At 27.7% G+C, this 15177-nt stretch carries 19 protein-coding genes; 3 read left to right on the forward strand and 16 right to left on the reverse strand.

From position 1 onward, the window contains the following. Window positions 1-185 precede the first annotated feature (185 nt). Entirely contained in the window at window positions 186-1130 is a 945-nt protein-coding gene (locus tag VJI93_RS07885; RefSeq protein WP_324000378.1) for a hypothetical protein, read from the reverse strand. 469 nt (window positions 1131-1599) lie between these two features. On the opposite strand from VJI93_RS07885, the gene VJI93_RS07890 reads away from it, so the two are divergent. Beyond that, a complete protein-coding gene (locus VJI93_RS07890) occupies window positions 1600-1797 on the forward strand; it encodes a DUF1858 domain-containing protein (RefSeq protein WP_324000376.1) in 198 nt (65 codons plus the stop codon). 97 nt (window positions 1798-1894) lie between these two features. Here VJI93_RS07890 and pepD read toward each other — a convergent pair whose 3' ends face one another. From pepD to VJI93_RS07910, 4 genes are all read right to left on the reverse strand, one after another. Continuing rightward, on the reverse strand, window positions 1895-3310 hold the full coding sequence (gene pepD / locus VJI93_RS07895) for a beta-Ala-His dipeptidase (protein WP_324000375.1): 1416 nt from the start codon (window positions 3308-3310) through the stop codon (window positions 1895-1897). Between the two features lie 9 nt (window positions 3311-3319). Further along, complete coding sequence (locus VJI93_RS07900; RefSeq protein ID WP_324000374.1) at window positions 3320-3586, reverse strand: glutaredoxin domain-containing protein; 267 nt, start codon at window positions 3584-3586, stop codon at window positions 3320-3322. Window positions 3587-3594: 8 nt separating this feature from the next. Continuing rightward, window positions 3595-4986 (reverse strand): glycine--tRNA ligase, encoded by a 1392-nt coding sequence (locus VJI93_RS07905; protein WP_324000373.1) that lies wholly within the window; start codon window positions 4984-4986, stop codon window positions 3595-3597. A 299-nt stretch (window positions 4987-5285) separates the two neighbouring features. Continuing rightward, complete coding sequence (locus VJI93_RS07910) at window positions 5286-6185, reverse strand: YitT family protein (RefSeq protein ID WP_324000372.1); 900 nt, start codon at window positions 6183-6185, stop codon at window positions 5286-5288. A 212-nt stretch (window positions 6186-6397) separates the two neighbouring features. Here VJI93_RS07910 and VJI93_RS07915 point away from each other — a divergent pair, with 212 nt between their 5' ends. Next, window positions 6398-6931 (forward strand): TDE2712 family protein, encoded by a 534-nt coding sequence (locus VJI93_RS07915; RefSeq protein WP_324000371.1) that lies wholly within the window; start codon window positions 6398-6400, stop codon window positions 6929-6931. 284 nt (window positions 6932-7215) lie between these two features. Next, window positions 7216-8553: an aminopeptidase C gene (locus VJI93_RS07920; protein ID WP_324000370.1), complete on the forward strand. Its 1338-nt coding sequence runs from the start codon at window positions 7216-7218 to the stop codon at window positions 8551-8553. A gap of 133 nt (window positions 8554-8686) precedes the next feature. Here VJI93_RS07920 and VJI93_RS07925 read toward each other — a convergent pair whose 3' ends face one another. The 11 genes from VJI93_RS07925 to VJI93_RS07975 all read right to left on the reverse strand — a co-directional run. Further along, window positions 8687-9445 carry a TrmH family RNA methyltransferase gene (locus VJI93_RS07925; protein WP_324000369.1) on the reverse strand — a complete coding sequence of 253 codons (759 nt, stop codon included), beginning with the start codon at window positions 9443-9445 and terminating at the stop codon, window positions 8687-8689. Window position 9446: 1 nt separating this feature from the next. After that, the gene (locus VJI93_RS07930) at window positions 9447-10088 is read right to left on the reverse strand and encodes a potassium channel family protein (RefSeq protein WP_324000368.1); all 642 of its coding nucleotides are present in this window, start codon (window positions 10086-10088) and stop codon (window positions 9447-9449) included. An 8-nt stretch (window positions 10089-10096) separates the two neighbouring features. Next, the gene (locus tag VJI93_RS07935; RefSeq protein WP_324000367.1) at window positions 10097-11446 is read right to left on the reverse strand and encodes a TrkH family potassium uptake protein; all 1350 of its coding nucleotides are present in this window, start codon (window positions 11444-11446) and stop codon (window positions 10097-10099) included. A 46-nt stretch (window positions 11447-11492) separates the two neighbouring features. Next, on the reverse strand, window positions 11493-11837 hold the full coding sequence (rplT, locus tag VJI93_RS07940) for a 50S ribosomal protein L20 (protein ID WP_004832268.1): 345 nt from the start codon (window positions 11835-11837) through the stop codon (window positions 11493-11495). An 18-nt stretch (window positions 11838-11855) separates the two neighbouring features. Further along, window positions 11856-12047, reverse strand: a complete 192-nt coding sequence (gene rpmI / locus VJI93_RS07945) for a 50S ribosomal protein L35 (RefSeq protein WP_324000366.1) — start codon at window positions 12045-12047, stop codon at window positions 11856-11858. A 15-nt stretch (window positions 12048-12062) separates the two neighbouring features. Next, window positions 12063-12614, reverse strand: a complete 552-nt coding sequence (gene infC / locus VJI93_RS07950) for a translation initiation factor IF-3 (RefSeq protein ID WP_324000365.1) — start codon at window positions 12612-12614, stop codon at window positions 12063-12065. A gap of 179 nt (window positions 12615-12793) precedes the next feature. After that, window positions 12794-12931: a TipC family immunity protein gene (locus tag VJI93_RS07955; protein WP_324000364.1), complete on the reverse strand. Its 138-nt coding sequence runs from the start codon at window positions 12929-12931 to the stop codon at window positions 12794-12796. A gap of 194 nt (window positions 12932-13125) precedes the next feature. Then, a complete protein-coding gene (locus tag VJI93_RS07960; RefSeq protein WP_324000363.1) occupies window positions 13126-13257 on the reverse strand; it encodes a hypothetical protein in 132 nt (43 codons plus the stop codon). 78 nt (window positions 13258-13335) lie between these two features. After that, a complete protein-coding gene (locus VJI93_RS07965) occupies window positions 13336-13467 on the reverse strand; it encodes a hypothetical protein (protein WP_324000362.1) in 132 nt (43 codons plus the stop codon). A gap of 70 nt (window positions 13468-13537) precedes the next feature. Further along, a complete protein-coding gene (locus VJI93_RS07970; RefSeq protein WP_324000361.1) occupies window positions 13538-14218 on the reverse strand; it encodes a TipC family immunity protein in 681 nt (226 codons plus the stop codon). Further along, on the reverse strand, window positions 14215-15177 hold a 963-nt coding region (locus VJI93_RS07975), incomplete at its 5' end, for a hypothetical protein (protein WP_324000360.1). The genes VJI93_RS07970 and VJI93_RS07975, both read right to left, overlap by 4 nt.

Genomic DNA, 15177 nt, shown 5'->3' on the forward strand with positions numbered 1-15177 from the left:
TTAATTCTCCTTTAATTCTAATATACAGGTTATATTTTTTTATAATTTTTGGTCTCACATCATTTACAAATGTACATAATATCTTTTTAAATAAGAAACCCACCCTTCCATGATACTTTGCATCGAGTGGATTTCTAGGAATCTTGTTGTTTCACAATAAAAAGAGATGCCGAAACATCTCTAAGTTAAATTTCCATTACACCTATTTCACAACAATCAAAAATAAAATCTATTATAAAATTATCACAACCATTAAATCTTATATGCCTTAAATCATCAGCTCCACAACCCCAAAATTCTTCTTGTTTATACCATTCAAAAAATTCCGAATCTTCTATCTCATAGAAAATTCTAATACCCTCGTCAGTCATTTCACATTCAACATATTTTCCTTTAAAATATTTTCTTCTGTTTATCATAACAGAACGTACATTATTATAATAAAAAGTAATTTTATATCTTTTATTAGTATTTTCACCATAAAGTACAAATACATAATAATCCCTTTTAAGATTAAAACTCTCTAATATATAATTATCAAATGGCAATATTATTTCATCATAATTATATAGTTTACCTATATACTCTTTAACTTCATCATCAAAATAGTCATATTTAATTGTTTCTTCAATGACTTCATCCTTTTTTTCTACTTTAAATGTATCAAAACTAATCTTCGGTTCTTCAACACAGAAAGTCTCAAAAATATAATTACTACAACCAGTTATAAAATAATTTAAAATCTTATCCTTTAGCTCATCTTTAAAATTTTCATAGTAGTAATTTTGAAAGTATGATTTGGATGCTTTAAATATCTTTGTTTCTTTTAGTTGGTTTTCAATGGTATCAATGCCAATTCGGTATGAAACCCATCTATATGATTCATCTGTTCCTATGATTTTAAAAATATTATTCAAATCAAATGTTAATGTTATTCTATATCCTCTTTTGTCATTCACTAAATAAAATCTTAATCCATTATCATTTAATTCGAATCTTGAATCTTCCTCGTAACTTCCAAAATAGTCATCATATAAATAGTAATAATTTTTAGGATTCCAAGTTTCCCAAATACCCATTCCTCTTTCAAGAGAACATTTTATATTATTGCTAAGTTCAATTTCATTCATAAGAATAACCCCTAAAAATGTATATAATAATACTAAACAATTTATTTTATTACTTATATCTTATTTTTGTACGTTTCCCACTAATATGTTGTATTTCTAAAGTTGGATTATTTTCCTTTGAACTGCCTCTCCTTACAACAACAGTGTCTCCATTAGACAGTTCACCACGCTTTCCATCTCCATATTTAGTATTCTGTTATACAAATTATATAAATCAAAATCTTATCCATCTACATTGTATTGCTTATTTAATTATTTGTCAACTAAATTTATTTTAAATAATGAAATTTTATCAAACAAATAAAAAATACCTTTTATTAGTAAAATAGATTATTGACTTTAAATAGAGACTTTAATAGGATTGTGAGATTTATTTACTCCTTAAATATACTTTTCATTATTTAAAAATCTTGATTTTTTTCTCAATTACCTGTATTATATGGGTATAAGATATCTAGGAGGTGCAGTTATGGAAATAACAAAAGATATGCTAATAGGAGATATTATCCAAATTCATCCGGATGCAGTTGAAATTCTGTTTAATTTTGGACTTTCTTGTGTTGGTTGTCCTGCAAGTCAAATGGAGACTCTTGAAGAAGCTACTATGGTTCATGGACTAAATTTAGATTTACTTCTTGAAGTCTTAAACGAAAATAATTCAAATTAAAACAATTCCTCACCTTTCACAAAGTGTTTGGTGAGTAGTACATAAAAAAATCGCAAGAAAAATTCTTGCGATTTTTTATATATTCTATCTTTATTTTTTATAAATTTTCTAATAATTCTTTTACAAATTCAAAAGTTCTTTGTGTTGAAGGAATATTCAATCTTTCAACAGGGCTATGAACATCTTTCATTGTTGGTCCTATTGATATCATTTCCATATCAGGGAATGTATCAACAAAAACTGCTGGTTCTAATGCGGCATGAACAACTTCAACTTTCATTTCTTTCCCTGTTAAATTTTTATAAACTTGTAATGCAGTATCTCTTAATTTTGAAACTTTTGCAAACTCCCAAGGCTTATAATAATCTTCTAAAGTATATTCTACTCCATTTTCTTCATAAACTTTTTTAACTATATTTGTATATTCTTCAAAAGTTTTAGGATTTGAACTTCTAAGTGAAAGTGTAAATTTAACAAAATTTCCTTCAAATTTAATCATGGCAAAATTGTCAGAACATTCAACGATTGATGGATATTCTTCCATCATTGAATACACTCCATGAGGAATATTTCTAATTACATTTTCAATTTTTTCTTGACAACCATGACATAAAACTTCTTTTATATTTTCAACTTTTTCTATAGAAACTCTCATATCTTTATCAAGTGGATATTCAGTGATTATTTTAGAAAAATCAATATTAAGTTCTTCAGCATCACTAGTAAAAATAACTTTTGCATCTCTAGGAATTGCATTATGTTTAGTACCACCTTCGACACTAACCAATCTGTAATCAGCAATTTCTTTTACCATATCCATTGCTCTAAGAGCAAATTTTAAGGAATTTCCTCTTTGTTGATGAATTTCCATCCCAGAATGTCCACCAAGCATATTATTTACAGATAAAACAAAAGTATTTTTCTTATCATTTTCTTCAAACTTAACTTTCAAAGTACCCATAACATTGTGTCCACCTGAACAACCGGATAAAAGTGTTCCTTCTTCTTCTGCATCAATATTTAAAAGTTTTCTTCCATTTAAAATCTCTCTCTTTACAGCTCTTGCACCAGCCATAGTTCTTTCTTCGTCAGTAGTTACAAGTAGTTCAAGTGCAGGGTGCTTAGCTTCTTTATCTTCTAAAATAGCAAGTCCCATTGCAACAGCTATACCATCATCTGCTCCAAGAGTTGTACCCTTAGTTTTAACCCAATCTCCATCAACAATAACTGGAATAGGATCAACTAAAAAATCATGTTCAACTCCGTCAGCCTTTTCTGCAACCATATCCATATGTCCTTGGATAACAACAGGTTCATGATTTTCATAACCTTTATATGCAGGTTTTCTTATAACAATATTATTGCTTTCATCTTGAATAGTTTCTAATCCTAAAGACTTTCCAACACTGTATAAATAATCACTTACAGCTTGTTCATTTCCAGATTCTCTTGGAATCTTAGTAAGCTCTTCAAAATAATAAAAAACTCTTTCAGGTTTTAAATTTTCTAACATAATTGCCTCCTATTTATTATATTCATCGAATTCTTCTATGCTGAAAATTATTTTTTCTCCATCATTTATCACCATTGCAGGAATTCCTATTGAGCCATTTTTCTTAGCAAAATCAAATGCAGGATTTTCTCTAAATTTTAAAAATTTTTTAAGATTTGCTAAATTTTCAGTAATATCTAAATACAAATACTTAATTTCTCTTTCATCTAGTGCCTTTTTCATAACAATACAATCAGGACACATACTTGATCCAAAAACAACTTTTTTCTTAACCATAATACCTCCTAAAATTCTAAAGACTTTTCAATAAAATCTTTTAGTTCTGAGATTTTTATTCTCTCTTGTTCCATAGTATCTCTAAATCTAACCGTTACACAAGCATCTTCCAAAGTATCAAAATCGACAGTTATACAGAATGGAGTTCCAACTTCGTCTTGTCTTCTATATCTCTTTCCAATACTTCCTGAAACATCTGTATCTATCATAAAATATTTTGAAAGTTCATCATAAATTTCATCAGATTTTTCTGACAATTTTTTAGTAAGTGGTAAAATTGCAGCCTTAAATGGAGCTAAAGCAGGATGAAGTCTTAAAACAGTTCTAACATCTCCTTCTCCTATTTCTTCCTCATCATAGGCATTACATAGAAAAGCAAGAGCAACTCTATCAGCTCCAAGTGAAGGTTCAATACAATATGGAATATATTTTTCATTTGTAACTGGGTCAATATATCTTAAATCTTCTCCAGAAACTTCAATATGTCTTGATAAGTCATAATCTGTTCTATCTGCAATTCCCCAAAGTTCTCCCCAACCAAATGGGAATAAAAATTCTATATCACAAGTGGCTTTACTGTAAAAACTCAATTCTTCTTTTTCGTGGTCTCTAAGTCTCAAAATTTCTTCACTCATTCCCAAAGACAATAACCAATTAAAAGAATAGTTTTTCCAATATTCATACCATTCTAAATCTTCTCCGGGCTTACAGAAAAATTCCAATTCCATTTGTTCAAACTCACGAGTTCTAAAAGTAAAATTACCAGGAGTAATTTCATTTCTAAAAGATTTTCCTACTTGAGCAATACCAAAAGGAACTTTCTTTCTTGAAGTTCTAGCAATATTTTTGAAATTAACAAAAATACCTTGTGCAGTTTCTGGTCTTAAATAAATTTCAGATTTGCTATCCTCAGTTACACCTTGAAAAGTTTTAAACATAAGATTGAATCTTCTTATTCCTGTAAAATTTTGTTTTTTACAATTTGGACAACAAATATTTTTTTCTTTCATTAACTCTTCGACTTTTTCATTTTCCCAGCCATCAACATTTATATCTCCAAGATTGTTTTCAAAATAAAAATCTTCAATGAGTTTATCAGCTCTAAAACGTGATTTACATTCTTTACAATCAACTAAAGGATCACTAAAACTTCCAACATGGCCTGATGCAACCCAAACTTCTGGATTCATCAAAATTGCACTGTCAAGACCAACATTGTATTTGGATTGTTGAACAAATTTTTTCCACCAAGCTTTTTTTACATTATTTTTAAACTCAACACCTAAAGGACCATAATCCCAAGTGTTTGCAAGTCCACCGTAAATTTCTGACCCTGGATAAATTATTCCCCTATTTTTACATAAAGAAACAACTTTTTCCATACTCTTTTCTGATTTCATAATAATCCTCCTAAATTTAAATAAACAAAAAGGCCATATCGCAAGGGACGATATGACCGTGGTTCCACCCTAATTATGTTAAAAAACATCTCTCTAAAAAATTTACTCCCGATTTCCCCATAATACAAAAATGTAATTTTGCACCAAACAACTACTCTCTAAAATTTTTATATTATTTTTTATCGTTCAACGTAAGTATTAACAAAATAATTCTAACATATTTATATCTTAAAATCAATATTTACAACATTTTTTATAAAAAAACTGTTATGAAAATAATCTCCATAACAGTTTTTACATTACATTTTTCTAGTTTTATTTTTTTCTTTTAACACTTTCTTATTTTCTTCTGTAAGATAACTAAATCCTTCTCCGGAAACTTCGCTAACTGTTGCAACATTTACAAACGCATTGTTATCAAATTCTCTTATAAAATTCATAAGCTTTATGTACTCCGGTCTTGTTAGGATTGTTTCTATCATAACTCTTTCACTCTTATTGAAACCGCCCTTTACTTCATACAATGTACTTCCTCTAACTAATTCATTAAGAATGTATTCATTAATATTTTCCCATTTTCTAGAATTGATATAAACTTTAATTCTAGTCTTATATCCAGTAAGAACTTTATCTATAACCACAGCATTAAATAAAATCCCAACTAGTGCATACATTGCAGCATTGATTCCGTAAGCCGCATAACCCATAACTACAACAGAAAAATCTGCAATAAAAACTCCTACACTTAAATCTACATGAATATATTTATTCAAAATCTTCCCTACAATGTCTGTTCCACCTGTTGAAGCATTTTGATTTAATGACAAAGCTATACCAACTGCAGTAACTCCAACTCCTATAATCATACTCATAAATGGAGTATCAACTAATGGTTGAATATTTGGAAATATTTTTTCAAAAGCAATAAGTGAAATAGACAATACAATAGTAGCATATATACTAAGTCCACCAAACTCTGCCCCTACAAGTAAAAATGCTAAAATAAATAAAATAATATTTATTCCAAGTTGAAATACCCCAACAGGTATACCAGGAATAAATTTTGCTAATGCTATTGAAAGACCTGCAGTTCCTCCAATTGTTAAGTTATATGGAACCATAAAGAAATAAACCCCTGCAGATACTACAATAGATGCGAATGTTGTAATAATAACTTTTCTTAGTGTATTATAATTCATATTATCCCCTCCTATAATCTACCGTACAAGTATAACAAAACTTTTTAAAATTTACAATAACTAAATTGCAGAAGTATTGATTTTTTTATAAAAAAAGTTTACAATTATTTTATACTATATTTTATCTTAATCATAAATTTTTTTAATGTAAAATATAGAAATAGATTTTTTACATATTTATTGTAAATTTTAAAAATTTATTGGAGGCTTATATGATTAAACAAATTGAATTAAACTTAGAAACTATCGAATCCATGTTATATTTATGGACTGCATTAGCTGAAAGAGAAAAAGTTGCTGAAAGCTTTTTCGTTGACGTAGCTAAACAATATCCGCTACAAGCTATAAAGACTAAAGATTTTAATGAAGAATCAGTAAGAAGAGTTTTATCTGCTATCCAAAATAGAGAATTACTTTCTACAGCTACTAAAGAAGAAAAAAGATTTTGGAATAACAATATGTGGATGATGGAAGATCTTGAACTTCCTAAACTTATGGCAAAACCTATAAAAGTTCTTAATGTAAATCATCTTATTGATGAATTAAACAAAGAATTTCCAAATAATAATAAAGAAATTTTAAAAGTATATATTGCTCCTCTACATTTGGATGATTACTATATAGTTGATGGAAATTTAATTATCAACTTCTTTAGAATTATGTTACCAGATGGAGAAAAAGCGTTAATTGATGGTAAACCTATTGATGAATATATTCTTGAGAAGTTAAAAGAAGTTTTAAAATAACAACTAAATACTCAAGATTAGATTTTCTAAAGATGAATAAATAATCTATTTAAAGGAACGTAACCTAGAATTATCAGGAAACATTCCTTTTAAATTATCTGTAATTATTTTAATCTTCCACAAATTCATATATTCTCTTATCTTTTTTATCAATACTTCATAATAAAAAATTTTTAATTTTTTTACTATTTTTGATATTTATTATCTTTTATTTTTTGTAATTTTATGTTACAATGTATCTGTGAGATTTCTCACAAAAAAATTTTTTAAGGAGAGTGATACAAATGGCATTAACAAATGAAATTCTTAAGTCATTTAAAGAAAGATTTAATTCTTGTAAAACAAACAAGGTTGTAGCTGCGAGTGTTTCAAAAGTGGGGTTACACGAAGCTTCTACAAATCATGAAGTCTATAAAAGACATAATTTTCAATTTTCTGATGTTACAAAAAAGGGTGAAATAACAAACCAAAAATCAAGTGGTAGATGTTGGATGTTCTCTGCATTAAATGTTGCAAGAGTTTCCACTATGGAAAAATTAAACTTAAAAACTATGGAATACTCTCAAACATATACTCTATTTTGGGATAAACTTGAAAAAGCAAACTTCTTCTTGGAAAGTATAATTGAAACATTAGATGAAAAAACAGATTCAAGAGTTGTTTCTCATCTTTTGACTGCACCTGTACAAGATGGTGGCCAATGGGATATGTTTAGAGGTCTTTTAGAAAAATATGGTGTTGTTCCTAAAGGAATTATGCCGGAAACATTCCACTCTTCAAACACAAGAGATATGGAAGCAATACTGACTAAATATCTTAGAAAAGCTGCTTGTGATATGAGAAGTCTTCATAAAGCCGGCAAATCATTAAAAGAAATTGAAGATTTAAAAAATGAAACTCTTTATACAGTTTACAATATTTTAACTAAATGTTTGGGAGAAGTTCCTGAAACTTTTACCTATGAATACAGAGATAAGGATGAAAAATTCCACAGAATATCAAATATTACTCCTAAAGAATTTTTCGATAAATATGTTGGTTGGAATTTAAAAGATAAAATAAGTTTAATCAATGCTCCAACTGATGACAAACCTTATGGAAAAGTTTATACTGTAAAATTCTTAGGAACAGTTAAAGAAGCCGACAAAATAAAATACTTAAATGTTCCTATAGAAGTATTGAAGGAAAGCGCTATAAAGGCAATTAAAGCCGGAGAACCTGTATGGTTTGGTTGTGACGTAATTAAGTTCTTGGAAAGACAAAAAGGAATTATGGACTTAGATATGTTCTTGTATGATGACATATTCCCTACTTTAGAAAACTTTACAAAAGCTGAAAGACTTGATTATCACGAAAGTGTATTAACTCATGCAATGGTATTTACAGGAGTAAATCTTGATGAAAATGGAAAACCATTAGAATGGCAAGTTGAAAACTCTTGGGGAGACGCAGTTGGAGATAAAGGTATTTTTTCAATGACTGATGAATGGTTTGATGAATATAACTATGAAGTAATGGTTGACAAAAAATACATTGATGAAAAATGGTTAAAAGCTCTTGATGAAAAAACTGTAGAACTTGAACCATGGGATCCATTTGGTGCATTGGCAAGATTAAAATAATTTTAAAATTATCCAAAATGGAAATATAGTATAATACAAAAAGGAAGTGCTCAAAAAACACTTCCTTTTATTGTGAAACAACAAGGTTCCTGGGCACCCTCCCGATGCAAAGCATCGTGGATGGGTAGGGTTCTTATTTTTTAAATATTTTATACATTATTATTGCAGTTGCTATTGAAACATTTAAAGATTCCATTGAATTATCCATATCTATTTTTAAATGTTCATTTGAAATTTTTAGCATTTCAGCTGAAACCCCATTTGCTTCATTTCCCATAACAATAATATTTTTTCCATAAAAATTAAATTCTTCCAAAAATTTTGAATTTTCACTTAATGTCGTAGAAATTAATCTATATCCATCACTTTGTAACTCTTTTATTTTATCAATTTTACAATCTAAAATATTTGTTCTAAACATCGCACCCATAGTTGCTCTTAGAACTTTAGAATTGTATTTATCCACGCAATTTATAGTCAATATATCCTTTATTCCAAAAGCATTTGCAGTTCTGATTATTGTTCCAAAATTTCCGGGATCACTTACATTCTCAAGACAAATTATATTTTCGGAAGAAATTTTTTTATCCTCAATATAATTTACAATAGTTATGACTCCTTCGGAGCTTGTAAGTTCAGTTAAATTTTTAAATAATTTTTCAGATAAAATTATAACCTTATCTAAATATTTTTCTTTAAAATTGAAATTTTCAGCAAAATGTTCAGTACAAATTATGTTTTCAATATCAAGATTTTCATTTAAGGCTTCTAACAAAAGTTTTTTACCTTCCAATAAAAATAGTTTATATTTATCTCTTTTTTTTTTAAAATAAAGACTTTTAAATAATTTATACTTCTTATTATCTTTACTAGCTATTATTTTAAATTTCATATTATACCAGCTTACCAATCCAGTCATTTCTGCCAGCAACAAGTAGAATATCACTATCCTTTATCACATAGTCAGCTCCTACATTTATCTCTAGTCCATCCCTATTCTTAATAGCAACAATATTTACATGATGTCTATTTCTAATTTCAGATTCCTTTATTGATTTTCCAATCCAATCTTTAATTGGCGATATTTCAACAAGAGAATATTCATCAGATAAATTTATAGAGTCCAAAATATTTGAATTACTAATATTATTTGCAACTCTTATTCCCATATCTCTTTCAGGAATTATAACTCTATCTGCACCTATTTTTCTAAGTACCATTGCTTGAACACTGTCAGTCGCCTTAGCAATAATCTTCGGAATACCAAGTTCTTTGGCTTCAACAGTTGCGATAATAGAAGTCTTGTAATCAGATCCTATTGCAACAACACAAATGTCAAAATTTGCAAGACCTAATTCCTTCAAACTTCCCTCAACTCTAACATCACAAATTATAGCATGAGTAACCTTATTTGCGATAGAATTTATATTATCTTCATCTTTATCTATAACCATTACTTCATTTCCAAGTTTTTCTAAGGTAATGGCTAAATTCATTCCGAATCTTCCACAACCTATAACAACAATTTGTTTCATAATATCTCCTATCCAATAATAACATTTCCGTTTGAATACTTAAATTTCTTTCTATTAACTTTATTATAGAAAGAAAAAATAATTGTAAGTGGTCCAACTCTTCCAATAAACATCAATATAATTATAAACACTTTTGTAATATCTTTCAAATGCGGAGTTAAATCTTTGCTAAGACCTACAGTTGCAAAAGCTGAAATTGTTTCAAAAAGCAAGTTTATAAAACTGACATCTTCTATTAATGTCAATACAAAAACTACTGTATTAACCAATAATAAAGATATAACGAAGATTCCTATTGCTCTTTTTACTAATGAAAAAGAAATTCTCCTTTTAAAAACCTCTATCTCATTATTATTTTGAATAAAAGAAATAGTTGTTACAATTAATAAAAATATTGTAGTAGTCTTTATTCCTCCAGCAGTACTTGCAGGCGAACCTCCTATAAACATCAAAAAAATGGTCAAAATCGTTGATGATTCAGTAAAACCAGTTTGATTTATAGATGCAAACCCCGCTGTTCTGGTAGTTACCGACTGAAAAAAGGAATTTGTTATTTTTTCAAAAAAGTTTAAATTTTTCAAAGTTTTTGCATTAGAATACTCTAAGATAAAAAATGCAATCGTCCCAAATATAAGTAAACCTAAAGTCATTACTAAAACAATCTTAGTATGCAAGGAATATTTTCTAAAATTGAATTTAAAATTACTTAAATCAATATAAACATGAAAACCAAGCCCACCCAAAATTATTAAAAATGAAATCACATAAAGTAAATACAAATTTGTATTAAAACTCTCTAAACTATTTTCACCTAAAATGTCAAAGCCGGCATTACAAAAAGCCGATATAGAATGAAAAACAGAATAAAAAATTCCCTTTAATCCATACTTAGGAACGAATGTAAAAGAAAGCAAAACTGCTCCCAAACCTTCAATTAAAAAGGTTGAAAAAATTACATATCTTATTAGTTTAACCATTCCACTAAGTTTTGTAGATCCCATTTGTTCTTGAATTACAAGTCTATCTTTTAAAGTTATCTTTTCACCTAAAATCATAGCTACCATAGTAGCCATTGTCATAAAACCTAATCCGCCTGCTTGAATTAACAACATTATGATGGTTTTCCCAAATATATTAAATTCATTAGTGATATTTATAGTTGAAAGACCAGTTACACAAACAGATGAAGTTGATATAAATACACAGTCCAAAAAATTTGTAAAATTCAAATTTTTAGATGAAAAAGGTAAAAACAGCAAAATTGATCCAACAGTTATAATTAGAAAAAAACCTAAGGTCAAAACTGCTGGCGGATTTGTTTCAAGTTTATCCTTTACCTGCTTTATAAAATTTTTCAAAATAACCTCCAAAAAAAAGCCCTTCAATTATGAAGGGACATTTTCTCTATCTTACTAATTCAACTAATTTTTTGAATCCTTCTGGATCATTTATAGCCATTTCAGAAAGCATTTTTCTATTCATATTTATATTATTTTTCTTAAGCCCATACATAAATTTGCTATAACTTAAACCATATTGTCTTGTTCCGGCATTAATTCTTGCAATCCATAAGCTTCTAAAATCTCTTTTCTTTCTCTTTCTTCCTATGAATGCGTAAGTCATTGATTTCATGATTGCTTGATTAGCAACTTTGAATAATTTTGACTTTGCGCCATAATATCCTTTAGCTTGTTTTAGTACTTTTCTATGTTTTTTTCTTGCATTTAAGCTACGTTTTATTCTTGCCATTACTCTTTACCTCCATAATTAAGGAATCATATTATTGATTCTTTTTTGATCTCCACTGCTGATAACTGTTGATTTTCTTAAATTTCTAATTCTCTTTGGTGATTTCTTACTTGTTAAATGGCTCTTATATGCCTTAAATCTCTTAATTTTTCCAGTACCAGTTCTTTTAAATCTCTTAGCTGACGCTCTATGTGTTTTCATTTTAGCCATACCTAAAACCTCCTATTAATCTTGTTTTGGTGATAAAAACATTGTCATATTTCTACCTTCCATTACGGAATCTTTTTCTACATTTCCAAACTCTTCAGTGAGTTCTTTAAATTGATTTAAAACGACCTTACCAATATCAGTATGTCCTAATTCTCTACCTCTAAATCTTACAGAAACTTTTACCTTATCTCCACCTTTTAAGAAATTATTTGCATGTTTTGCCTTAACTTCTATATCGTGTTTATCAATACTTGGAGTAAGTCTAATTTCTTTAACATTTATAACTTTTTGTTTTTTTCTTGATTCCTTTTCTTTCTTTAAAGAATCATATCTATATTTTCCATAATCTAAAATTTTGCAAACAGGCGGATTAGCATTAGGAGAAATATTTACAAGATCCAACTTTTTTTCATTTGCCATTTCCAATGCTCTTGAAATTGGAACCACTCCAATTTGATTACCTTCTGCATCAATTAACCTAACATCTTTTGCTCTAATCTCTTCATTAATTAAAAGCTCTTTTATAATAACACCTCCATAAAAAAACGGCGAGTAAACACCCGCCATAATAATTACAAAACTTAAATTATTAACATAAACCTGAAACAAAATAGTAACAAGGTGAGAGCGAGTACTCTACTTCATTCATCATATTACCCGAATATTTTATCATATACAAATAAAATAGTCAAGCAATTTTCAATAAAAATTTAGTTTTCTTTTTCACCCCGTATATTTCATTTTACCTAATCCACTCCATCAAATAATGGACTTCTTTCTATTTTTACTGTCCCTAAATTATCCTTTGAATATCTTGAGTTTGCATATTTCTCCCAATCTCCTATTACTTTTTCAAATAGTAACTCGTCTGCTGTTTCTTTCAAGTCTTTTATGGATATATTATTTTTTTTCTAGATATTCTTTTATCTTTGAGATTTCTTCAATTCTTGCTTCTGGCATTTTTTTGTATTATCAAAAAAATCAACATTTTCTGTAACTATCTTAGTTTCTACATCATACTTGTAATGTATAGAAAATGTTATTTTCTTTTCAAGTATCTTATTATAAAAGCTTATATCTATTTTTTATCATAAATAAATTTAAATCCTATATCCCATTCTCCTAATTTTTTTGTTTTATAATTCTCTTCATATCTTTCATATACAATATTATTCCTATAACTCAATTCTTTGACAGAAGGATTAACCATAAAATCATTCCTATTCCATTGTTGTATTCCGGGTATGTTTCTAAAGGGTGTATTAGCACCCCTCTTATATACCTTTTTCTATCCATAATACATTTCATCAAAAATATTAGTTTCTTTTGGATTTTTTTCTTTATATATTACAAATATTAAAACTAATGATATAAGTATTGTTATTACTATTGCTAATGTTATTTTTGCCTTACTTTTCATTTTCTATCTCCTGTTTCTACATACTTTATATATTTTTTATAAAGTCCAACAGTTTTAACTTAATCTTTCCCTAATCCACTCCGTCAAATAATGGACTTCTTTCTATTTTTACATTCCCTAAATTGTCTTTTGAAAATCTTGAGTTTGCATATTTTTCCCAATCTCCTATTACTTTTTCATATAGTAATTCGTCTGCTGTTTCTTTTAAATCTTTTATGGATATATTATTTTTTTCTAGATATTCTTTTATCTTTGGAATTTCAGTAATTATACGTCCTTCTGATTTTAATGTAGTATCTGTTAGCACAATTTTTTCTTTTATTATTTTTTTATCTTTGTCATACTTATTAATTATATCCATATTAATTTGTTGATACTCATTGCTAAAGTTTATATCCACAGCTTTACTTTCATTTTTATCATAATGAAATGCGAAATCAATTTCCCATTCTCCTATTTTTTTTGTTTTATATTTCTTTTCATATCTTTCTTCTACTGTATTATTTCTATAACTCAATTCTTTGACAGATGGATTAACAATAAAATCATTCCTATTCCATTGATGTATTCCGGGTATGTTTCTAAAGGGTGTATTAGCGCCTCTCTTATATACTTTTTTCTCTCCATAATACATTTCATCAAAGATATTTTTTTCTTTTGGATTTTTTTCTTTATATATTACAAATATTACTATTAGTGATATTAATATTGTTGCTACTATTGCTAATGTTATTTTTGCCTTGCTTTTCATTTCTTTTCTCCTGTTTTTACATATTCTATAAATTCATTATTATCATTTTCCAAGTTCTTTATAAAATTATATGCTACTGGATTATACTTTTTTAAACTCTCGTCATCTTTAACATAAAATAAAGGAAATTTTTTTATTAATATAATTCTTACTTCATTTCTAACATATTCTAATCCCACTATTTCCTTAAACATTTTTGCTCTATTTATTGTCCCTTCTCGTATTCCTTTATAGTATTCATTATATACTTCCATATAATCTCTACTTTTATCTTTATTGTATAAATATAAAATATTTTCTGCATCTAAATCTGCTTTATAGTCATCTCTATTCATTGATGGATCTTTAAAAGCTTGATTAGTAACATCTCCTCTCCATCCAGCAAGTTCAGTTGTATATTTATGAAATTTTAATGGCTTATACAATAGTCCCATTCCATTTGCTAGTCTAAATATGCCTTTATTCTGTACTGCCGACATTGTTATCGCTTGATGAGTACAATCTCCAGTCCCATAATATGCTTCTTTATCTCTATTCCACTTCTTAATAAAATCATCTTCTGTTAAATGTTCTCCATATACCTTCTTATATTCAGCAAATTCTTTCTTAAATTTATCACTTTTTCCATTTTTTTGATCATCTAACATTTTATTTCCATCAATTGCCTTTTCACCTGAAAATCTATGTTGATTTTCCAATTCATATATTAACTGTGAGTATTCTTTTTTACTTAATCCTAGTTCTTTATATATCTCCTCTAAAGAGTAAGGTATTTTTCTATATCTTGTATCTTCAAATATATTTGATATTACCTCTTCCTTATAGAAGTAATTTCCTAAATTTCCTGAAGTCTCATTCCACTCAAGTCCGTTATAATGTAATTCTCCTATAATTCTATTAAATATATAAAATCTTTTCTCTTTACTTAAATGTGCAAATTTTTTATCTATTGCTCTTTT

This window comes from Parvimonas sp. M20, from assembly GCF_035282425.1.
Classification (GTDB): Bacteria; Bacillota; Clostridia; order Tissierellales; family Peptoniphilaceae; genus Parvimonas.

What these genes read in the sequence shown, in the direction of transcription:
- VJI93_RS07910 (WP_324000372.1), bottom strand. Translation starts at nt 6,185, where the DNA reads ATGAATTATAATACACTAAGAAAAGTTATTATTACAACATTCGCATCT.
- VJI93_RS07965 (WP_324000362.1), bottom strand. Translation starts at nt 13,467, where the DNA reads ATGAAAAGTAAGGCAAAAATAACATTAGCAATAGTAATAACAATACTT.
- VJI93_RS07890 (WP_324000376.1), top strand. Translation starts at nt 1,600, where the DNA reads ATGGAAATAACAAAAGATATGCTAATAGGAGATATTATCCAAATTCAT.
- VJI93_RS07960 (WP_324000363.1), bottom strand. Translation starts at nt 13,257, where the DNA reads ATGGTTAATCCTTCTGTCAAAGAATTGAGTTATAGGAATAATATTGTA.
- VJI93_RS07920 (WP_324000370.1), top strand. Translation starts at nt 7,216, where the DNA reads ATGGCATTAACAAATGAAATTCTTAAGTCATTTAAAGAAAGATTTAAT.
- VJI93_RS07905 (WP_324000373.1), bottom strand. Translation starts at nt 4,986, where the DNA reads ATGAAATCAGAAAAGAGTATGGAAAAAGTTGTTTCTTTATGTAAAAAT.
- VJI93_RS07970 (WP_324000361.1), bottom strand. Translation starts at nt 14,218, where the DNA reads ATGAAAAGCAAGGCAAAAATAACATTAGCAATAGTAGCAACAATATTA.
- VJI93_RS07915 (WP_324000371.1), top strand. Translation starts at nt 6,398, where the DNA reads ATGATTAAACAAATTGAATTAAACTTAGAAACTATCGAATCCATGTTA.
- pepD (WP_324000375.1), bottom strand. Translation starts at nt 3,310, where the DNA reads ATGTTAGAAAATTTAAAACCTGAAAGAGTTTTTTATTATTTTGAAGAG.
- rpmI (WP_324000366.1), bottom strand. Translation starts at nt 12,047, where the DNA reads ATGGCTAAAATGAAAACACATAGAGCGTCAGCTAAGAGATTTAAAAGA.
- rplT (WP_004832268.1), bottom strand. Translation starts at nt 11,837, where the DNA reads ATGGCAAGAATAAAACGTAGCTTAAATGCAAGAAAAAAACATAGAAAA.
- VJI93_RS07925 (WP_324000369.1), bottom strand. Translation starts at nt 9,445, where the DNA reads ATGAAATTTAAAATAATAGCTAGTAAAGATAATAAGAAGTATAAATTA.
- infC (WP_324000365.1), bottom strand. Translation starts at nt 12,614, where the DNA reads ATGGCGGGTGTTTACTCGCCGTTTTTTTATGGAGGTGTTATTATAAAA.
- VJI93_RS07900 (WP_324000374.1), bottom strand. Translation starts at nt 3,586, where the DNA reads ATGGTTAAGAAAAAAGTTGTTTTTGGATCAAGTATGTGTCCTGATTGT.
- VJI93_RS07930 (WP_324000368.1), bottom strand. Translation starts at nt 10,088, where the DNA reads ATGAAACAAATTGTTGTTATAGGTTGTGGAAGATTCGGAATGAATTTA.
- VJI93_RS07885 (WP_324000378.1), bottom strand. Translation starts at nt 1,130, where the DNA reads ATGAATGAAATTGAACTTAGCAATAATATAAAATGTTCTCTTGAAAGA.